Source organism: Flavobacterium sp. CFBP9031 (genome assembly GCF_034044945.1).
Taxonomy (GTDB): domain Bacteria; phylum Bacteroidota; class Bacteroidia; order Flavobacteriales; family Flavobacteriaceae; genus Flavobacterium.
The window spans coordinates 1-22,591 of record NZ_JAXCWF010000003.1; the positions used below are offsets into that span (position 1 = coordinate 1).

Sequence of the window (22,591 nt, forward strand, 5' to 3'; positions counted from 1 at the left end):
AGTTGAAGACGTGATCGCTTCGATAAACGGAAATATCGGCGGAAAAACGATTTCATTAACTGCAAACGATAAATTAAACGGAAATCCAATCAAAGTTGGAACGGCAGCAGGAGAAGTTAAGTTTGAAATTATCGGAACGCTTCCAACAGGATTGACGCTGAATTCAGATTACACGATAACTGTTGCGTCAAATACTCCAAAAGGAGATTACAAAGTAGAATATAAAATCTGCGAAAACACGAATCCACTAAACTGCGACTCGGTTACTATTACCGTACCGGTAACAGCAGGAAATCTTGTGGCAAATGCTGATGAAATTCTATCAGTTTTAGGATCGAATGTTCCTCAGACATTAGGGAAAAATATATATGACAATGACACTAAAAACGCGCAGCCATTAGATCCTTCAGATGTTACGCTGAAAACTACAGCGGCAGATCCGAAAGGATATCTGACTGTAGATGCAGACGGAAAAATTATCTTGGGAGCAAATCCTCCAGCAGGAGATTATGAACTGACATATGAAATCTGCGAGAAATTAAATCTAGACAACTGCAGTTCAAATACTGTGAAGGTAACAGTAGTATTGCCAGTAATTGATGCAGTTGAAGATGTGATCGCTTCGATAAACGGAAACATTGGCGGAAAAACAATTTCATTGACTGCAAACGATAAATTAAACGGAAATCCAATCACAGTTGGAACGGCAGCAGGAGAAGTTAAATTTGAAATTATCGGAACGCTTCCATCAGGATTGACTCTGAATTCAGATTACACGATAAGTGTTGCGCCAAATACGCCGGCAGCAGATTATAAAGTCGAATACAAAATCTGTGAAATTACAAATCCATTAAATTGTGATTCGGTAATTACAGTAGTAAAAGTTACAGGGGGAAATCTTGTAGCAAATGAAGACCTTATGCCATCGGCAATTGGAGTAAACATTCCGCAGAAACTAATCAATGTTTTTGAGAACGATACTAAAGATGGAAATAAATTAGTGCCTTCAGATGTAGATCTTAAAGTAACTAAAGATGATCCAAAAGGATATTTAACGGTGGATGCAGACGGAAATGTTGTACTAGCTCCTAATGCACCTGCAGGAGAATATGAATTGACATACACAATATGCGAGAAATTAAATCCGAATAACTGTGATTCAAATGTTGTAAAAGTTACGGTAACAGAACCAAAAATGGCAGTAACTGCAAATAGTTATTGTTCAAATAATGTTCCTTATGTTGACTATTCTGTTTCGCCAGAAAATTTCACAACAAATAATCTATTAACAGTAAAATGGATTGATAGTAATAATAATGTAGTGGCAACTCAAACCAATCTGCCATTAAGCGGAGATATTTTATGGCCAGGAGCAGAGATTGACAGCAACAAAAATGGAACAGATTGGCCAGGATGGATTTTAAATAACGGAATATGGTCAGAAGGTGCCGACGGATTTGAAGCTACCAGAAATGGAGTGAAAATTGAGTTTTCATTAAATCCAACGGTTACAGTTTCTGTTGCTTATCCGCCAGCTACGCCAGATTGTAATGCACGTCCAACATTCTCAATAAAAGCAAATAATGATGAAACGGGACCTGTAAATGTGAAAAAAGGAGCAAACGCTACGGTTAATATTTTTCTAAATGACTTATTGAATGGAGCGCAAATTAAGCCTTCAGATGTTATTTTATCAATACCTGTAGTAAATCCAAACTTCTCATTAAATGAAAATGGTTCAGTCAATATTGCTGCAAATACGCCAGATGGAATTTACGAATTGACTTATCAGATCTGTGAAGCTGCAAATACATCAAATTGCAGTCAAGCAGTAATTAAAATTACAGTTGATAATGTTGCAGACCCAGCTCCGCCAACAGAAAATCAAATTACTTTAAACAATGATAATGATGTTAGTGCAGATGGAATTAATGGTTCATTAGAATTTGTAAATGTTTTAGAAAATGATTTAATAAACGGAAAACCAATAAATCCTGCAGATGTTACAATTAAGCCTTTAACAGAAAGTCCGTATTTTGAATGGAATGCTGACGGAACGGTAAATGTTAAGCCAAACACGCCAGGAGGAAATTATCCGTTGACTTATCAGGTTTGCGAAAAAGCAAATTCGTCAAATTGTTCTACTGCGACATTAAATGTTTTTGTAGAAGTGCCTGCTATTTCTGTGATCAAAACAGCAGTTTTCAATGACGAAAATAAGAGCGGTTTTGCAAATGCAGGAGAAACAATTACGTACAAATTTACTGTAACCAATACAGGAAATGTACCACTTGTTGGAATCACTATAAACGATCCGTTGCCAGGAGTAGTAGTTTCTGGACCAGCAATTAATTTGGGTGTCAACGAATCTAACGAAACTAATTTTACAGCGGTTTACAAAATCACTCAAGAAGATATTAACCGTGGCAGTGTGAGTAATCAAGCAACAGTTAAAGGAAGTAGTGTAAGAGGAGTTGTAGTTGAAGATCAGTCAGACGATGCAAGCAATAGCGGAGATAGTCCAACAGTCTTAGACCTAAACGGATGTTCAATTAAAGTAATGAATGCTTTCTCTCCAAATGGAGACAGCAAGAATGCAAGATTTTATATTAGAGGAATTGAATGTTATCCAGATAATACGGTTGAAATTTATAACCGTTGGGGAGTTTTGGTTTTCAGTATAGATCAGTACAATAATAACGACCGAGTTTTTGAAGGATATTCTAACGGACGTTCTACAGTCAAACAAACAGATGGTCTTCCAGTTGGAACGTATTTCTATATCTTAAAATACAAAGATAGCGCTCAGAAATCTCATCAAGAATCTGGTTACTTATACCTTAATAAATAAAATGGATTACGGCTTAGTTAACCCTAGGCCGTTCTAAAACTTAATAAATGAAAAAATTAATTTTAGTTTTTATGTTTTTTTCGATTGTGTCAAATGCGCAACAAGATGCGCAATATACACAATACATGTATAATACAATCGAAGTCAATCCAGCCTATGCAGGCTCACGTGGAGCATTAAGCGTTTTTGGTTTGTATCGTACACAATGGGTTGGGTTAGATGGAGCGCCAGAAACGAGTACATTTTCTGTTAATACACCTTTGAATAATAGTGATTTAGGACTTGGAGTTTCTTTGGTAAATGATAAAATCGGACCAACTGTAGAGAATACTTTATCGGCAGATTTGTCGTATACAATTCCAACTTCAGATACATGGAATTTGTCTTTCGGAATAAAAGGAACAGCTAATCTTTTTAACATCGATATCAATAAATTGAGTTATGAAGATCAAGATGATCCCCAGTTTCAGAACCTTAAGAATAAATTTTCGCCCAATGTTGGAGCGGGACTTTATTTTCATTCAGACAGAGCATATGTCGGGTTATCGGTTCCTAATTTTATAGAAACAAATCGTTATGACTCAGACGATGTAGCTATTTTCAAAGAAAAAATCAATTATTATTTAATTGCAGGTTATGTATTTAATCTAGATCATTTAGAGTACATAAAGTTCAAGCCAGCTTTAATGACCAAAATGGTAGAAGGAGCTCCTTTGCAAGTTGATGTTTCAGGAAATTTTATGTTTAATGACAAATTCGTTTTAGGACTTGCTTATCGTTGGAGTGCATCTGTTAGTGCAATGGCAGGATTTCAAGTTACAAAAGGAATGTACATAGGTTATGGTTACGATCATGAAACGACACGATTAAGAAAATACAATTCTGGATCTCATGAGGTTTTCCTAAGATTCGAATTCTTTAATAATTACAATAAAATGATATCCCCAAGATTCTTTTAATACAACCTATGAAAGCTAGAAATTTAATATTGATTATTTTACTGTTTTGTTTTTTTTCAAATGTAAATGCACAAAATCCATTTACTACGATGAATATAAAATATGCAGATAAAAAATACGAAGAGTACGCTTACGCGGATGCCATAAAAGTATACGAGACTTTAGTAAATGCTGAAACTACCAACGAAGGTGTAATTCAGCGTTTGGCAAATTCATACTATTTTAATGGTGAATTAAAGAAAGCCTTAAAATGGTATGAACAACTGTTTATAATAAACGAAAACCAAGATGCTGAATATTTGTATCGATACGCACAATCATTAAAATCGGGAGGAGATTATCGTAGATCTGATGAGATTTTGCAGAAATTCAATCAAAAAGCAACTGCAGAAAAGAGAGCAGATCTTATTAGAAGTGACAAGAATTATTTAGAAGATATAAAAGAAAACTCAGGCCGATTCCAAATTGCCGACGCTGGCGTTAATTCTCGATATTCAGATTACGGAAGTGCTGTTTACAATAATAAAATCGTTTTTACTTCTGCACGCGATACAGGCGGAGTTGTTAAAGCTAATTTTCAATGGACAAACCGATCTTTCTCTAGATTATACACAGCAGATCTGCTTCCAGACGGAAGCGTTGGAAAACCAGAACTTTTAGTAAAAAGGAAAAAAGATAATTTCAATGAGTCGAGTCCGATTTTTACTAAAGATGGACGAACGATGTATTTTACTAGAAATAATTTTACAGATGGTAAAAGAAGAAGCAACGACAAAAATGTAACGCTATTAAAATTGTACAAAGCAGAATTGATCGATAACGAATGGAAAAATGTTGCAGAACTTCCGTTCAATAGCGATCAATACAGTACGGCGCATCCCGCTTTAAGCGTAGACGAAAAAACACTTTATTTTGCATCAGATATGCCGGGAACATTAGGACAATCTGATATTTATAAAGTTGCAATTAATAATGATGGAACTTTTGGTACACCCGAAAACTTAGGCCCAACTATTAATACAGAAGGAAGAGAAACCTTTCCTTTTATTTCTGGAGAAAATGAATTGTATTTTGCTACAGACGGACGTCCAGGTTTAGGTGGATTAGACATTTTTGCTTCTCGTATTAAAGCTAACGGAACTTATGATGACGTTTTAAATGTTGGAGAACCTGTAAATAGTAAACAAGACGATTTTGCCTTCAGTATTGACAGTAAAAGCAGAAGCGGTTATTTTTCTTCAAACAGAGAAAACGGACTGGGGATGGATGATATTTACAGATTTACAGAAACAAGAAGATTAATCTGCGAACAAAATTTATCGGGAACAGTAACAGACGCAGAGACAAAGGAAATATTGTCTAATACTTCTCTGACTTTGTTTAATGAAAAATTTGATCCAGTTGGAACAATCACTACAGATGAAAAAGGAAATTACATTTTTCCTGATCTAAGATGTGGTAAAAAATACACCATTAGGACTGCTAAAAACGATTATAATGCCAAAGAAGTTGTAGTAACAATCCTTAAAGAAAAAGGAGAAACTACTGAAATGATTGCATTAAATAAAGTCTTTAAACCACTTGCAGCAAAAACGGTAGCGATCAAAAAAGTGGCAATTAGTCCAGTAAAATTGAGTTCTATGCGTGTAGGTGTAGACATTGCAAAACTGTTAAACCTGCCTATGAATTTCTTTGATTTGGGTAAAGCAACTATTAAAAAGACATCAGAGCCACAATTAATGAAAGTGGTTAATCTTTTAAATGATTATCCAAATATGAGACTTGATATTCGTTCGCATACTGATAGCCGTTCTTCTTCAGAAAGCAATCAGATTCTTTCAGAAAAAAGGGCACAATCAACCAAAAACTGGTTAGTTCAAAAAGGAATCAGCGAAGATCGATTAAGTGCAAAAGGTTATGGAGAAACGCAATTAGTCAATAAATGTGCAGACGGAGTAAAATGTACCGAAAAACAGCATATGCAAAATAGACGAAGCGAGTTTATTATTGTTGCGATGTAAAAGAATCTTCACATAAAATTTAAAAACCCTTTTCTAAATTCTAGAAAAGGGTTTTTTGGGTTATAAATCATCCCTACGGGATAATGGATAGGTGGTGTGATAATTTTTTTTTCTACCGATCAGTCACTCCTACCGGAGTGGGGTTCGAATTATATATAATGTGTGAAAAAAACACTCCGGTAAGAGTGACTGGTCGGTAGAAAGTGAATGTTTATCCGTATTTATAATGTCCCGTAGGGACATTTGATTGGTCAAAAAAAATGAAAAAACCCCGCTAGGGGTTTCTGGTCGGTAAAAGTTAAAAAATCTAATTTTCCTCAAAAAACAATTCTAAACAATTTCATTCTTTACACTATAATTTTGAAAATATAAATTTTGATGTATTATGTTTAAAATGAATTGTTTATGTTTTTAAAAAATCGATTTCGCTGTAGATCGTGTTGGTTTTTGTTTTAACTTTATAAACCTAAAAATTTTTCATTATGACTGTAGATCAAATACTTAAAGCAAAAGGAAGGAATGTGTATTCTATTTTCTCCAATTTAACGGTTTATGATGCGTTAAAAGTTATGGGAGAAAAAAACATTGGAGCAATTTTAGTTATGGATGATACTATTTTAAAAGGAATATTATCGGAAAGGGATTATGCCAGAAAAATTGTTCTGAAGGATAAATCTTCTAAAGAAACTTTTGTTCATGAGATTATGGAAAGTAATGTTTTTACGGTAAAACTTTCAGATAATCTTGAAGATTGTATGGAACTTATGAGCGAAAAAAGAATAAGACACCTGCCTGTTTTAGAAGACGGAACAGTGGTTGGAGTAATTTCAATCAGCGATGTGGTGAAGGCAATTATAGAAATTCAAAAAGACACAATCAACCATTTGAATTCTTATATTTCTCAATAAACAGTAGCTAAAAACGATAAAAATTCAAACGAGTCCAATTTCTATTGGACTTTTTTTATTTATTCGAATAGATTTTAAGAAAAGAAAACGCTAAAAAGACGCCATTTTAAAACAAGACTTATATCTTTGTAAGCTAGAATAAATGCTAAAAAAATGAACAAAGAGAGTAAAAGAAGAGAGGCGTTACTGTACCATGCAGAACCAACTCCAGGAAAAATTCAGGTAGTTCCAACAAAAAAATATGCAACCCAGAGAGACTTATCATTGGCTTATTCGCCAGGAGTTGCAGAACCATGTTTAGAAATCGCAGCAAACAAAGAAGACGTTTATAAATATACAGCCAAAGGAAATTTAGTAGCCGTAATCTCAAACGGTACAGCTGTTTTAGGTCTTGGAAATATTGGTCCAGAAGCAGGAAAACCTGTAATGGAAGGAAAAGGTTTATTATTTAAAATATTTTCTGATATAGATGTTTTTGATATCGAAATCGATACTGAAAATGTGGAAGAATTTATTCAAACGGTAAAAAATATTGCTCCAACTTTTGGAGGTATCAATTTGGAAGATATTAAAGCTCCAGAATCTTTTGAAATCGAAAGAAGATTGATCGAAGAATTGGATATTCCGGTAATGCACGACGACCAGCATGGAACAGCAATTATCTCTTCTGCAGCTTTAATCAACGCACTTGAATTGGCAGGTAAAAAAGCAGAAGACGTAAAAGTAGTAGTTTCTGGAGCAGGATCTGCGGCGATTGCGTGTACAGATTTATATGTTTTACTTGGAGTAAAAGTTGAAAACGTTTTAATGTACAATAGTAAAGGACTTTTAACTAAAGATAATCCTGCACTTTCAGATTTACAATTAAAATATGCAATTGACGGACCTCAGATTCCTTTGGCAGAAGCGGTAAAAGACGCTGACGTTTTCATCGGATTATCTTCTGGAGATATTCTTTCGCCAGAAATGTTATTGACAATGTCTAAAAATCCGATCGTTTTTGCAATGGCAAACCCGAATCCGGAAATCGATTATAACTTAGCTACAGAAACTCGTAAAGATGTTATTATGGCTACGGGACGTTCAGATTTTCCTAATCAGGTAAATAACGTTTTAGGTTTTCCTTATATTTTTAGAGGAGCGCTAGACGTAAGAGCGACAAAAATTAATGAAGAAATGAAAATGGCGGCTGTAAAAGCTTTAGCTATTTTGGCAAAAGAACCAGTTCCAGAACAAGTTAACGTAGCATACGGTGCAACAAAACTTGGTTTTGGTCAAGAATATATCATTCCTAAACCATTCGATCCTAGATTGATTACAGTGGTAGCTCCAGCGGTTGCAAAAGCAGCAATGGAATCTGGAGTGGCAAAAAATCCTATTACAGACTGGGCAGCTTACGAAGATGTTCTTCGCGAACGTATGGGTAACGATAACAAAATGGTGCGTTTGATTACAAACCGTGCAAAATTAAATCCAAAGAAAATTGTTTTTGCTGAAGCAGATCAATTAAACGTTTTAAAAGCAGCTCAAATTGTTTACGAAGACGGAATCGGATTCCCAATCTTATTAGGGAATAAAGAACAGATTTTGGAATTAAAAGCAGAATTAGGTTTTGATGCCGATTTAGAAATTATCGATCCAAAAACAGATGAGGAAGCCGTAAGACGTAATAAGTTTGCAAAATCATTCTGGGAAACTAGAGGAAGAAGAGGTGTTTCTAAATTGGATGCTGAAAAATTCATGCGCGAGAGAAACTACTTTGCCGCTATGATGGTTAACGAAGGAGAGGCAGATGCAGTGGTAACAGGACATTCTAGAAGCTATCCTTCAGTAGTTAAACCAATGCTTCAGTTAATCGAAAAGGCGCCTAACGCTTCTTTGGTAGCAACTGCAAATATGATGCTTACTTCTCGTGGGCCAATGTTTTTATCAGATACTGCAATAAACATTAATCCGTCTGCACAAGATTTGATTAACATTGCAATTATGACCGCAAAAACGGCAAAAATGTTTGGTATTGAGCCAGTTATAGCAATGGTTTCATTCTCAAACTTTGGTTCTTCAACTAGCGAAAGCGCTTCAAAAGTTAGAGAAGCTGTAGCTTACTTACATAAAAATCATCCAGAATTAATTGTTGATGGAGAAATTCAAGCAGATTTTGCATTAAATCCAGAAATGCTTCAAGAGAAATTCCCATTCTCTAAATTAGCAGGAAAAAAAGTGAATACATTGGTTTTCCCTAACTTAGAGTCAGCAAATATCACTTACAAATTATTGAAAGAATTGTATAAAGTGAATTCAATAGGACCAATTATGATGGGTATGGGCAAACCAGTTCACATTTTCCAATTGGGTGCTAGCGTTGAAGAAATGGTAAATATGGCAGCTATTGCTGTTATTGATGCACAGGAAAAAGAAAGTAAAAAGAATAAAATAACACAATAAACGTTCTAACAAGGATTGAACAAATTTGTCGTAGTTTTATGGCATTTTTGTTATATTTGATACTAATAAATTACATTTATGATAGCACATTTGCAGGGAAGATTAGTAGAAAAGAATCCTACAGAGGTTGTAATTGATTGTGGAGGGGTTGGTTATCAGGTAAATATATCGCTACATACTTTCTCCTTAATTCCAAATTCTGAAAATATAAAATTGTATACGCATCTTCAAATTAAAGAAGATGCGCATACTTTATATGGTTTTGCCGAAAAATCGGAGCGCGAAATTTTTAGAATACTGCTTTCTGTTTCAGGAATCGGAGCTGGAATCGCGAGAACGATGCTTTCGTCTATAGAGCCAAAACAAATTATAAACGCTATTGCATCGGGAGATGTTGGCGTAATCCAATCTATCAAAGGGATTGGAAACAAAACGGCACAAAGAGTTATACTTGATTTAAAGGAAAAAGTTGTTAAATTGTACGATATTGACGAAGTTTTTGCTGTTCAAAACAATAGAAACCGAGATGAAGCGTTATCTGCTCTAGAAGTGTTAGGTTTTGTCCGAAAAGCTTCAGAAAAAGTGGTAGAAAGAATCGTAAAAGAAGATCCAGAAGCTACCGTTGAAACAATTATCAAAAAGGCTTTAAAAAGCTTATAAATTTCATTTTATATAAAAGAATTCTATGCGTAAAATTTGTATTTTGTTGCTGGTATTGCTCTGCGGTAATGTTTTACGGGCACAGGTTACACCGGCGGCACAAGATACAACTAAAACTCAGTTTTCAGTAGGTAAGATAGAGCTCGAAGATCCTCCGAGCGTACTTTCGGCATATAGATACGATCCTATTACGGATCGTTATATCTATACCAATTCGGTAGATGGTTTCTCCATCAATTACCCTTTAATTCTAACTCCAAAAGAATACGAAGATTTAGTTCTGAAAGAAGCAAGAAGAGATTATTTTAGAAAAAAATCTGATGCTATTGATGGTAAAAAAGCGGGAGCCGAGGCAGCCAAAAAAGATTTATTGCCAAGATATTATATCAATTCGAGTTTGTTCGAAAGCATTTTTGGAAGTAATACCATTGATGTAAAGCCCACAGGGTCAGTAGAAATGGACTTGGGTATGCGTTATACTAAACAAGACAACCCATCATTTTCGCCAAGAAACAGATCCTCTCTAACTTTTGATTTTGATCAAAGAATCAGTATGAGTTTAATGGGAAAAATTGGAACTCGTTTGGAGGTAAATGCCAACTACGATACACAATCTACATTTGCTTTTCAGAACTTATTTAAACTAGCTTACACGCCTTCAGAGGACGATATTGTTCAGAAAGTTGAGGTCGGTAATGTGAGCATGCCTTTAAACAGTACCTTAATTCGAGGCGCACAAAGTTTATTTGGGGTTAAAGCGCAACTGCAATTTGGTAAGACAACTGTTACGGGAGTTTTCTCAGAACAAAAGTCTCAAACCAAAAGTATAGTCGCAGAGGGTGGTGGTACCGTACAAAACTTCGATTTGTTTGCCTTAGATTATGATAATGACCGACATTTCTTCTTATCACAATACTTTAGAAATAAATATGATTCTTCTCTTAAAAACTATCCATTAATTGACAGCCGTGTTCAAGTTACCAGAATCGAAGTATGGGTAACGAATAAACAAAATAGGGTAACAACAACCAGTAACAACTTAAGAAACGTTATTGCTCTTCAGGATTTAGGGGAAGGACAAGTTTCTGGTGTGCCAGATAACCAGGTTGTTGTAATTACAAATCCTGTGGGATTCTTTAATAACCCAATAGATTCACCTACAGATAATACAAATAACAAATACGATCCGGCATCAATTGGAAAAGCAGGAAGTTATTTAAACTCTAATATTAGAGAAATTGTAACAGCAAAATCTGGATTTAATAATACCAACGTAAACGAGGGAACTGATTATTCTGTTCTGGAAAATGCTAGGAAATTAACTGCAAACGAATATACTTTTAATGCACAGTTGGGTTACATCTCGTTACAGCAGCGATTGGCCAATGACGAAATTCTAGCGGTTGCGTTTGAATATACAGTTGGAGGAAAAACATACCAAGTAGGGGAGTTTGGTAGTGATGGTGTAGATGCAACTGTAGTTACAGGAAACAACAATGCCAATCAGGCAATTGTAACACAGAGTTTGGTTTTAAAAATGCTGAAAAGTAGTTTGACAAACGTTCAAAATCCGGTTTGGAACTTGATGATGAAAAACGTTTATCAAATTCCTCAAGCCTATCAAATCAAACAAGAAGATTTTAGACTTAATATTCTTTATACCGATCCTTCGCCAATAAATTATATTACGCCAGTAACAGGAAGTACTTTTCCGGCAAATCCAGCTCCAGACGATAAAGTAGACCAAACGCCATTATTGAATGTTTTTAATCTTGACCGTTTAAATTACAACAACGATCCGCAAACAGGAGGAGATGGATTCTTTGATTATGTTCCAGGAGTTACGGTTGATGTGCAGAATGCCCGAATTATTTTCACCACTAAAGAGCCTTTTGGAGAACTTTTATTTAGAAAGTTAAACACCAACTCTGGAGAAAGTTATAATGATCCAGCTACCTATAATGCAAATCAGAGAAAGTATGTCTTTAGAAACATGTACAAGAATACTCAGGCTGGTGCATTGCAGGATAGCGATAAAAATAAATTCTTATTAAGAGGAAAATATAAATCTTCAGGAAGCAATGGTATTCCTATTGGAGCCTTTAATGTTCCGCAAGGGTCTGTTGTGGTAACTGCTGCAGGACGTGTTTTAGTAGAGGGTATAGATTATAGTGTCGATTATCAATTAGGACGTGTACAGATATTGGATCCTTCGCTTCAAGCTTCTAATACACCGATTGAAGTTTCGTTGGAGAACAATTCAATCTTTGGGCAGCAGACAAGAAGATTTATGGGATTCAATGTTGAACATAAAATTTCTGAAAAGTTTGTTGTTGGAGGTACGTTCTTAAAAATGACAGAACGTCCTTTCACTCAAAAATCAAGCTACGGACAAGAATCTGTAAATAATACCATTTTTGGTTTTAATGGAAATTATGCGACGGAAGTTCCGTTTTTGACAAGATTGGCTAATAAATTACCTAATATAGATACCGATGTTCCGTCTAATCTTTCGATTCGTGGAGAAGTAGCATTTTTGAAACCAGATGCTCCAAAAGCAAGTGATTTTGAAGGCGAAGCCACTATTTATATCGACGATTTTGAAGGTACTCAGACTACAATCGATATGAGATCTGCTTATGCATGGAGTTTGGCTTCTACGCCATTTATTACTTCTGCAACAGACAATACTTTCAATGCCAACTCCAATACGCTTGAGTATGGTTTTAAACGTGCAAAATTGGCTTGGTATACTATCGATCCAATTTTCTACACCTCAAAACCATCAGGAGTCTCAAATGATGATTTATCATTAAACTCAACAAGAAGAATTTATAGCAGAGAGCTTTATCCAAATACAGATATTGCACAAGGACAGATTCAGGTTGTTAATACATTAGACTTAACATATTATCCATCAGATAGAGGGCCTTACAATAATAACCCTAATTTTAGTTCAAGCAGCCCTTCATCTAATTTTGGTGGAATTATGCGTGCGCTGAATTCTACAAACTTTGAGCAAGGAAACGTTGAATACATTCAGTTCTGGGTATTGGATCCTTATGTGGGTACGGGGCAGGCTCAAGGAACTAATAATGGAAAAATTTACTTCAATTTAGGAGAAGTTTCAGAAGACGTTCTAAAAGACGGAAGAAAACAATATGAAAATGGTTTAGGACCAGATCAGATTATGGTAAATCCACAACCGATTTGGGGAGACGTGCCAGCATCTCAATCATTGATTTATGCATTTGATACTAATCCAGACAATCGTAAAAATCAGGATGTTGGTTTAGATGGTTTGCCAGACGCAAAAGAGGGATCAATCTATACCAACTATGCAGGAGAAGAAGATCCCGCAGCAGATAACTATAAATACTTCTTAAATACAGAAGGAGGCATTTTACAGCGTTATAAAAGATACAATGGAACAGAGGGGAACTCTGCTGTAAGTGTTGATGATCCAAATCGTGGTTCTACAACTCTTCCAGACGTTGAAGACATCAATCGTGATAATACCATGAGTACAATCAATGCGTATTATGAATATAGTATTGATGTAAGACCAGGAATGCAAGTTGGAGAAAATTATATTACGGATATTAGAGAGGTTCAAAACGTAGATCTTCCTAATGGTAGTACAACCAATGCAAGATGGATTCAGTTTAAAATTCCGGTTTCGAAACCTCAAAATACTATTGGAAATATTACCGATTTTAGATCTATTCGTTTCATGCGTATGTTCATGACTGGATTTAATGATCAAATGACAGTTCGTTTTGGAGCACTAGATTTAGTTAGAGGAGAATGGAGAAAGTATACAGGAACACTTGATGCAAATGATACAAATCCTGATGATGACGGAACTCAATTTGATGTTGCAGCTGTAAATATTCAGGAAAACGGAACTAAATGTCCTGTAAATTATGTTATTCCGCCAGGAGTTCAAAGAGAGCAATTGTACAACAACAACACAATTATCAATCAGAACGAACAGTCTTTAGCATTGCGAATTGCAGGTTCCGGATTAGAATATCAAGATTCTAGAGCAGTTTTCAAAAATGTAAGTGTTGATATGCGTCAGTACAAAAAACTGAAAATGTTCCTTCACGCAGAATCTCTGCCAAACGAAACTCAGCTTTTAGACGATGAGATGATCGGATTTATTCGTTTTGGTAATGACTTCACACAAAACTTTTATCAAATTGAGATTCCATTAAAAGTAACGAGAACTGGAGGAAGTTGTACTATAAGTCCAGATCAAGTGTGGCTTGAAGAAAATAATATTGATGTAGCACTTTCATTACTTACTAGAATGAAAATCTTGGGAATGAATATCGATATTAATTCGCCAAAAAGAGATATAAATGGTATTTATTATCCAGACCGAGATCCAGATGTAGACGGTGGTGACCAGGATGGTAAATTGACTTTAGGTATTAAAGGAAATCCGAATTTCGGTTTAGTTCGAAATTTAATGGTCGGGGTAAAAAGCGCGGCAAACCATAAGGATATTATGGGAGAAGTATGGTTTAACGAACTTCGTATGTCCGATTTGGAAAACAAAGGAGGTATGGCTGCATTACTGAATGTAGATACCAATATGGCCGATTTAATGACATTATCTGCTTCTGGAAAAAAGAGCACAATCGGTTTTGGTTCTCTTGAGCAAGGAGCCAACGAGAGAGATCGTGAAGATATTCAGCAGTACAACATTGTAACCAATATAAATTTAGGAAAGTTATTGCCACCGAAATGGGGTATTAATCTTCCATTCAATTATGCTATTGGAGAAGAAGTTATTACGCCAGAATACGATCCGTTTAATCAGGATATTAAGTTAGATCAATTAATAGCAGAAACTACAGATCCGACAGAAAAAGAAAATATTAGAACCCGTGCGGTTGATTACACGAAGCGTAAAAGCATCAATTTTATTGGGGTAAGAAAAGATAGAGCGCCAGAACAGAAGCCGCATGTTTATGATGTAGAAAACTTTACGTTCTCGCAGTCATATAATCAGGTAGAGCGACATGATTATGAAGTTGAAAGTTATAATGATGAGCAGTCTAATACTTCGGTCAATTATGCTTACACTTTTCAGCCTAAAGAAGTAGTTCCGTTTAAGCAAACCAAATTCATGAAAACAAGTGAATATTGGAAATTGCTAAGCGACTTTAATATCAATTATCTTCCTTCGAACGTTTCATTTAATACCAATATTTTAAGGCAAAGTAATCGCCAGCAATACAGACAAGTTGATGTAGAAGGCATTGGATTAGATCCTCTTTACAGAAGAAACTTTGCATTTAATTATCAGTATGGTTTCGGATTTAATTTGACAAAATCGTTAAAATTAAATTACACAGCAGCGTCTAACAATATTGTAAGAAACTTTTTGAACGACGATAATACGCCAAAAGAAGATTTTAATATCTGGGATGATTATTTTGATATTGGTATACCAAATCAGCATTTACAGCAATTGGTTTTAAACTATGACATTCCAATTAATAAAATTCCAATATTTAGTTTTATAAAAGCAAACTATTCTTATACGGCAGATTACAATTGGCAAAGATCGTCTACGGCGCTTTCTCAATACGTTGATGACAGTGGAGTGTCTTGGGATTTAGGAAATACGGTTCAAAATGCCAATTCGAATACTTTCTCTACGACATTAAATATGAATACGCTGTATAAATATTTAGGTTTGACACCAGGGGGTAAACCAGCAAAACCAAAACCTGTTGCACCACCAAAACCGGGAGAGAAAATTGTAAATACGGCTAAACCAGTTACCAGCAGTAATCCTTTTTATGATGGTTTGATCGGGGTTTTAACAAGTATTAAAAATGTTCAAATCAACTATACAAAAAATAGCGGAACCGTTTTGCCGGGATATATTCCTGGAGTTGGTTTCTTTGGTACATCTAAACCTTCGTTAGGGTTTGTTTTCGGTAGTCAGGATGATGTACGCTTTGAAGCTGCCAAAAATGGATGGCTGACTAATTACCAGAATTTTAATCAAAACTTTACGCAAGTAAGTAATAAGCTTTTGAAAGTAATGGCAAACGTAGATTTACTGCCTGATTTGAAAATCGATCTGGCTATGGATCGTGCTTATTCTGAAAACTCATCAGAGCAATACAGTGTAGATCAAAATACAGGCGAGTATATCGCATTATCACCATACAGTTATGGAATGTTTTCAATTTCTACAGTATTGATTAAGACTGCTTTCTCAACAAGTTCAGAAACGGAGTCTTCTGCGTTTGATGATTTTAGAAGCAATCGTTTAGTTATTGCAAATCGTTTGGCAGAACAGCATTATGGAGGAGGGGAGATTCCTAGATATGGAGATGCAAATAATCCTATTCCAGATGAATCAGATCCAAATTATAAAATTTATGTAGCCAATCAAGGTTATCCTATTGGTTTCTCAAAAAGTAATCAAGCGGTATTATTGCCTTCATTTATGGCGGCATATACAGGAGCAGATGCTTCAAAGAGTTCAACAGGGATTTTTAGAAGTTTCCCTATCCCGAACTGGAATGTGAAGTATAATGGTTTAATGCGTTATAAGTATTTCAAAGATCATTTTAGACGTTTTTCGTTACAACATAATTATAGAGCATCATATACAATAAGTCAGTTTAGGTCAAATTTTGATTATTTGGAAACCCCTGGAGGGCAAGACGTAAATACGAACTTCTTCAATAAAACAATCATGTCTAATGTTAACTTAGTGGAGCAATTTAGCCCGCTGATGAGAATTGATTTTGAGTTGAAAAATTCATTCCGTTTATTGACAGAAGTTAAAAAAGACCGTGCATTGTCTATGAGTTTTGATAATAATTTATTGACAGAGGTTAAAGGAGTAGAGTATGTTGTTGGAGTAGGATATCGTTTTAAAGATGTTATTATTTCATCAAGATTGGCAGATAATCCAACTGGAATTATTAAGAGTGATATCAATATAAAAGCTGATTTTTCATATAGAAATAATGAAACTTTAGTTCGATATTTAGATTACGATAATAATCAGCTGGCAGCGGGACAGAACATCTGGACTTTAAAATTAACGGCCGATTATGCGTTTAGTAAAAACTTAACAGCAATATTTTATTACGATCATTCGTTCTCGAAAGCAGTTATTTCGACTTCTTTCCCTTTAACGAATATCAGATCAGGTTTCACACTTCGTTATAATTTTGGAAATTAAATTTTAGTTTCTAAACTAGATTTTATTAGAAGATTATTACATTTGTGGCTTAAATTTTAAACAATCAATTTTCAAACACAACGATTATGAGCATACCAGCAAATTTAAAGTACACAAAAGATCACGAATGGGTTAGCATCGAAGGAGATGTTGCAACTGTAGGAATTACTCATTTTGCACAAAAAGAGTTAGGAGATATCGTGTATGTTGAGGTAGAAACTTTAGATCAGACACTTTCAAAAGATGAAGTTTTTGGAACTGTTGAGGCTGTAAAAACAGTTTCTGATTTATTTTTACCATTAACAGGTGAGATCATTGCTTTTAATGAAGACTTAGAAAGTGCTCCAGAAACTGTAAATTCAGATCCTTATGGGGCTGGATGGATGATTAAAATAAAAATTGCTGATGCTTCAGAAATTGACACTTTATTGTCTGATCAAGCTTATAAAGAATTAATCGGTGCCTAAACAACTATTATTAATTTGGGCAATTATCTGCTCTGGAATCATTACTTATTTTTGTCTTACAGATTCTAGTAATATACCAGCGGTTAGTTTTCCAAGCATTGATAAAATTGTACATTTCTGTTTTCATTTTGGATTTACAATTTCATGGATTTTGTTTTTCAAAAAAGAATTAAAAGGAAAAGAAGCAGACGCTTATAAAGCGTATTTGATTTCTTTTATATTCTCTGTTTTTTTCGGAATTACGATAGAAATTCTCCAAAGTGCTCTTACAGTAACAAGAGCTTCAGATGTTACAGATGTTTTAGCAAATGCACTAGGAGCGTTTGTGGCAGTTTTTTCTGCAATAGCTTTTAAGAGTCAAATCGATAAAATATAATTTCAAAACCCACTTCGGTGGGTTTTTTATTACAAGAAAATCAAGCAGTTAAAAGCTATGTTTTTTCAATATAAAATGTACTTTTGTGCTGGTTTCCTGCAACTTCAATCAAAATGAATGTAAAGCAATATTTAGACTCCACGTATTTGAAAACTGCATCGCAAGCTGGTCTTTCGGAAGCAGAAAATACTGTTGTGGTTAAAAATGCAATTAAGGAAGCAATTCTAGAAGGTTTTAAGCTAATTATGATTCGTCCAGAGTATGTTTCTTTGGCAAAAAACATGATTGTTGAAGCCAATTCTGTTTTATTGGTTGGAACTGTAATTGATTTTCCAGAAGGAAAGTCAAGTTTGGAAACCAAAATTAAAGAAGCAAACGAAGCAATTGCAAATGGAGCTGACGATTTAGATTTTGTTTGTAATTATGAAGCGTTCAAGAATGGAGATCTCGATTTGGTTAAAAAAGAAATTTTAATTGGAACGCAGATTGGATTGGCAAATGATAAAACAGTAAAATGGATTATTGAAGTTGCGGCCTTAACAGATAAAGAAATTATCCAGTTATCTTCTTTAATAAAACATGTTGTAGTGTCTAATTTTAAAGAAGAAGATTTTGATTCTGTTTTTGTGAAATCCTCTACAGGTTTTTATAAAACAGAGAATGATCTTCCAAATGGAGCAACAGTTCCAGCAATAATTATGATGCTAGAAAATGCTTCGCCGCTTTCAGTAAAGGCAGCTGGTGGAGTTCGTTCATTTGAAGAAGCGGCAGAAATGATTCGTTTAGGAGTAAAACGTATCGGAACTTCGGCAGCAAAAGCAATTGTAAACGGAGAAATTTCCCCAAATCAATATTAAATAAATACCCAAATTTTAAGTGAATAAGTTTTTTTTGTCCCTTGTTTTAATTTCTTCGTTCTTTATTGTTTCTGCTCAGCAAAATGGTAATTCTTCTGTTCAGCCAGGTTTTGCAGCAGAAATGTTTCCAGTTTTTCCTAACTGCGAAAATTTAGAAGGCAAAAAATTAGAAAATTGTTTTTATAAAGAAGTTCAAGATTTTGTGTTTAGCAATTTTCAAGTTCCTCAAAAATTAAAAGAAAACAATTATAAAGGAGTGGTAAAAGTACTTTTTGAGGTAAATGCAGAAGGCGAATTTAAAGTAATTTATGTTTCTGCAGAAACGGAAGAATTGTCGGAAGAAGCAAAAAGAGTTTTTGGCACATTTCCAAAAATAAAACCCTCAACTTACAATGGAAAACCAACCTATTCTAAATATACGATTTCTATTGATATACCACTAAAAAACGCTTCACAGCTTGCAGCAGAAGCTCAGGCAGCGGCAGAAATATTAAAGCCAACACAAAAACCAATGACTGAGCTGGATAGTATTGTATACAAAAAATACAATAACCCAGAATTTGATAGTCATTTAAATATTCCTTTTTCACATAGTTATTATGCGCAGTTTGATGCAGAAATGAATCAAGTTGGGATTAATAATCATACAGCATCTAAACCTTATACTTACGCTGAGGTTTCAAAATATTATAATTTGAGAGCGGTAAATGAATCCTTGCAGAAAAAAACATCGACTTGGCTGGGAAGAAAATGGTGGAATGAAAATCTAGTGCAGATTCAAGGAGAAGATTATTGGTTTGCCTTAAATCCGATTGTAGATTTACAAATGGGTAAGGCTTCAGATCTTGATGCATCTTACACTTACGTGAATACAAGGGCGCTAAACTTTAGAGGAGGTTTAGGGAAACAAATTAACTTTACGACTACATTTTTTGAAAGTCAGGGAAGATTTGCAGGTTATTTTAACGATTATGCGGAATCTATTAAGCCATCTGGAGGAAATCCGGCAATAATTCCGGGAGTTGGAATTGCAAAAAGATTCAAAACCGATGCCTATGATTTTCCTTTAGCGGAAGCGAATATCACTTTCGCACCAGGAAAAATATTTGATTTTCAATTGGGTTACGGAAGAAATTTCATAGGTGATGGTTATCGTTCTTTGTTGGAAAGCGATGGAGCAAGTCCGTACCCGTACTTTAAAATCAACACTAAATTTTGGAAAATTAAATATACCAATACGTATATGTGGATGAAAGATGTTCGTCCAGAAGTAACAGCCGAAAAGACGTATGCAACAAAATTTATGGCGAACCATTATTTAAGCTGGAACGTTTCAAATAGAGTAAACTTAGGATTTTTTGAATCTGTAGTTTGGACAGACACCAACAACAGAGGTTTTGATGCTAATTTTGTTAATCCGATTATTTTTTATCGTGCAGTAGAATTTGGATCTTCATCTAAAAGTGGAAATGCACTTTTGGGGATAACAGGTAAATACAAATGGAATAATAGTATAAATCTTTATTCGCAGTTCTTGATTGATGAGTTTTCTGTTTCAGATGTTGGAGCGGGAAATCAAAGCTGGAAAAATAAATTCGGATTTCAGCTTGGAGCAAAATACTTCAATGCATTTAATGTAAAAGATCTTTTGTTGCAGGTTGAATTAAATAGTGTTCGTCCTTATGTGTACTCGCACAGTGCTGTTATTACAAACTACGGACACAACAATCAGAGTGTAGGACATCAATGGGGTGGTAATTTTAAAGAACTTATTGCAATTGCGAGATACCACAAAGGGCGTTGGCTTGCCGATGCAAAATTGACTGTTGGAACTAGAGGTTTGGATTTTGATACCGCAGTAGACTCATATAACTACGGAGGAAATATTTATAAAAGTTACGATGTAAAACGTCCGTTTGATACGGGTGTGAAAATCGGACAAGGAAATAAAACCAGTGTTTTTATTGCAGATGTTCAAGGAGGATATTTAATTAACCCGATGACAAACTTGAAACTATTTGGAAGTTTGATCTACAGAAATTTTGATCCGACTCAAGAAACGGCAACAACTTTTAAACAAAGTACTACTTGGTTTAGTATCGGATTACGTTCAGATATTTTTAATTGGTATTTTGATTACTAGTTTTTAATAAGATTTTTCGAAATAATAGTGTTAAAGAATGCTGAGATCTTAATTTCTATAGGGTTTATTGAAAAAAATCTAAAATTATAGGTTTAAATTCTACAATCTAATTTGTACATTTGCACCACTCAAAAAAAATACACAAAATACAACGGTATTGGACGCTGCAAAAAACACATTATCACTCAAATCAATATTTCTAGATTTTAAAGAGATTACTAAAGCTGGTTTAGCTATTAGTGTATTGTTTTCTTCTATTGCTGGATATTTGTTAGGAGTAGATTCTGAACATCCTTTTAAATGGAGTGTTTTGGCTGTTTTGGCCGTTGGAGGCTATTGTATGGTAGGAGCTTCAAATGCTTTTAATCAAGTAATAGAAAAAGATATCGATTCTTTAATGGATCGTACCAAAAACCGTCCAGTTCCTTCAGGACGCATGTCTCCTAAAGTCGCTTTATTAGTAGCAAGTTTGCTTACTGTTATTGGTATTGCACTTCTTTATACGATAAATGCAAAGTCAGCAATGTTTGCTGCGATTTCTATATTTCTGTATACAAGTGTTTATACACCATTAAAAACAGTAACTTCGTTGTCTGTTTTTGTTGGGGCATTTCCAGGAGCGATTCCGTTTATGTTGGGCTGGGTAGCAGCAACGGGCGAATTTGGCATCGAGGCAGGGACTTTATTCTTAATTCAATTTTTTTGGCAGTTCCCACATTTTTGGTCTATTGGATGGTTTTTGTATGAAGACTATGAGAAAGCAGGAATTTTTATGCTTCCGACAGGTAAAAAAGATAAAGGAACAGCATTACAGATAATATTGTATACAATTTGGCTTATTATAGCATCGTTATTACCTGTGTTAGGTTTTACGGGTCAGTTGTTTATTTCTCCAATTGCGGCAGTTTTAGTGTTTCTATTAGGGATTTGGATGCTTTTTTATGCGGTTCGTTTGTATAAGTTAAGAACTGCAAAGGCAGCGAGAACATTAATGCTAGTGAGTGTTTCTTATATCTCGCTTTTGCAAATTGTATTTATAGTAGATAAATTTTTAAGATAGTTGTTATGGAAATGACATTGAAAACAAATGAAGAGCAAGTAAGGAAATCAAAATCGGCAAAACTGATTCTGCTTTTCGCAATGGTTAGTATGACCATGATGTTTGCTGGTTTAACTAGTGCATTTGTAGTTAGTAAATCAAGAGCAGACTGGTTGAAGAATTTTGAACTTCCTTCGGCTTTCTATTGGAGTACAGCGGTAATTATTGCATGCAGTGTTACTTTTTACTTGGCAAAAAAAGCCATTCAAAAAGACAATAGAAGTGCGGTTACAGGATTGCTTCTTGGAACTTTAGCTTTAGGGGTTTTATTTGTGGTATTACAATTCAAAGGGTTTGGACAAATCGTTTCAGAAGGGTATTACTTTACAGGAGAAGGTAGTTCAATTACTACAACTTTTCTTTATGTGGTAACAGTTACACACTTGTTACACTTAGCTGGCGGATTAATTTCACTTTTAATTATAATTTATAATCATTTTAAACAAAAATACAATTCGACTCAAACTCTTGGGATAGAGCTAGGTGCGATGTATTGGCACTTTTTGGATTTATTATGGGTATATTTATTTTTATTTTTATATTTCTTTAAATAAGAAAAAAACGTAAATTTGGGAACTTT

13 protein-coding genes are annotated in these 22,591 nt (G+C 34.7%); all 13 read left to right on the forward strand.

What is annotated here, in order from left to right; all coding sequences use genetic code 11:
- On the forward strand, positions 1-2,851 hold a 2,851-nt coding region (locus tag SOM12_RS05680; protein ID WP_320492719.1), incomplete at its 5' end, for a gliding motility-associated C-terminal domain-containing protein.
- Between the two features lie 47 nt (positions 2,852-2,898).
- Complete coding sequence (locus SOM12_RS05685; RefSeq protein WP_320492720.1) at positions 2,899-3,810, forward strand: type IX secretion system membrane protein PorP/SprF; 912 nt, start codon at positions 2,899-2,901, stop codon at positions 3,808-3,810.
- Positions 3,811-3,818: 8 nt separating this feature from the next.
- Complete coding sequence (locus SOM12_RS05690; RefSeq protein WP_414655669.1) at positions 3,819-5,831, forward strand: OmpA family protein; 2,013 nt, start codon at positions 3,819-3,821, stop codon at positions 5,829-5,831.
- Between the two features lie 482 nt (positions 5,832-6,313).
- Positions 6,314-6,739: a CBS domain-containing protein gene (locus SOM12_RS05695; RefSeq protein WP_095927918.1), complete on the forward strand. Its 426-nt coding sequence runs from the start codon at positions 6,314-6,316 to the stop codon at positions 6,737-6,739.
- A gap of 153 nt (positions 6,740-6,892) precedes the next feature.
- Positions 6,893-9,184 (forward strand): NADP-dependent malic enzyme, encoded by a 2,292-nt coding sequence (locus SOM12_RS05700; protein WP_320492722.1) that lies wholly within the window; start codon positions 6,893-6,895, stop codon positions 9,182-9,184.
- A 78-nt stretch (positions 9,185-9,262) separates the two neighbouring features.
- Positions 9,263-9,844, forward strand: a complete 582-nt coding sequence (ruvA, locus tag SOM12_RS05705) for a Holliday junction branch migration protein RuvA (RefSeq protein ID WP_320492723.1) — start codon at positions 9,263-9,265, stop codon at positions 9,842-9,844.
- 25 nt (positions 9,845-9,869) lie between these two features.
- Positions 9,870-17,069, forward strand: coding sequence for a cell surface protein SprA (sprA, locus tag SOM12_RS05710; RefSeq protein ID WP_320492724.1), 7,200 nt, complete (start codon positions 9,870-9,872; stop codon positions 17,067-17,069).
- 86 nt (positions 17,070-17,155) lie between these two features.
- Positions 17,156-17,536: a glycine cleavage system protein GcvH gene (gene gcvH / locus SOM12_RS05715; protein ID WP_095927914.1), complete on the forward strand. Its 381-nt coding sequence runs from the start codon at positions 17,156-17,158 to the stop codon at positions 17,534-17,536.
- Positions 17,529-17,912: a VanZ family protein gene (locus SOM12_RS05720; RefSeq protein WP_095927913.1), complete on the forward strand. Its 384-nt coding sequence runs from the start codon at positions 17,529-17,531 to the stop codon at positions 17,910-17,912. The genes gcvH and SOM12_RS05720 overlap by 8 nt, the downstream gene beginning before the upstream one ends.
- Positions 17,913-18,025: 113 nt before the next feature.
- On the forward strand, positions 18,026-18,769 hold the full coding sequence (deoC, locus tag SOM12_RS05725) for a deoxyribose-phosphate aldolase (RefSeq protein ID WP_095927912.1): 744 nt from the start codon (positions 18,026-18,028) through the stop codon (positions 18,767-18,769).
- A 19-nt stretch (positions 18,770-18,788) separates the two neighbouring features.
- Positions 18,789-20,912: an energy transducer TonB gene (locus tag SOM12_RS05730; protein WP_320492725.1), complete on the forward strand. Its 2,124-nt coding sequence runs from the start codon at positions 18,789-18,791 to the stop codon at positions 20,910-20,912.
- A gap of 157 nt (positions 20,913-21,069) precedes the next feature.
- Entirely contained in the window at positions 21,070-21,972 is a 903-nt protein-coding gene (gene cyoE, locus SOM12_RS05735; protein ID WP_320492726.1) for a heme o synthase, read from the forward strand.
- A gap of 5 nt (positions 21,973-21,977) precedes the next feature.
- A complete protein-coding gene (locus SOM12_RS05740) occupies positions 21,978-22,565 on the forward strand; it encodes a cytochrome c oxidase subunit 3 (protein ID WP_248729378.1) in 588 nt (195 codons plus the stop codon).
- Positions 22,566-22,591: the final 26 nt, after the last annotated feature.

Bases quoted from the DNA above. Each gene is read 5' to 3' on its own strand.
- SOM12_RS05740 (WP_248729378.1), top strand. From the start codon at position 21,978: ATGGAAATGACATTGAAAACAAATGAAGAGCAAGTAAGGAAATCAAAA.
- ruvA (WP_320492723.1), top strand. From the start codon at position 9,263: ATGATAGCACATTTGCAGGGAAGATTAGTAGAAAAGAATCCTACAGAG.
- gcvH (WP_095927914.1), top strand. From the start codon at position 17,156: ATGAGCATACCAGCAAATTTAAAGTACACAAAAGATCACGAATGGGTT.
- sprA (WP_320492724.1), top strand. From the start codon at position 9,870: ATGCGTAAAATTTGTATTTTGTTGCTGGTATTGCTCTGCGGTAATGTT.
- deoC (WP_095927912.1), top strand. From the start codon at position 18,026: ATGAATGTAAAGCAATATTTAGACTCCACGTATTTGAAAACTGCATCG.
- SOM12_RS05690 (WP_414655669.1), top strand. From the start codon at position 3,819: ATGAAAGCTAGAAATTTAATATTGATTATTTTACTGTTTTGTTTTTTT.
- SOM12_RS05700 (WP_320492722.1), top strand. From the start codon at position 6,893: ATGAACAAAGAGAGTAAAAGAAGAGAGGCGTTACTGTACCATGCAGAA.
- SOM12_RS05695 (WP_095927918.1), top strand. From the start codon at position 6,314: ATGACTGTAGATCAAATACTTAAAGCAAAAGGAAGGAATGTGTATTCT.
- SOM12_RS05685 (WP_320492720.1), top strand. From the start codon at position 2,899: ATGAAAAAATTAATTTTAGTTTTTATGTTTTTTTCGATTGTGTCAAAT.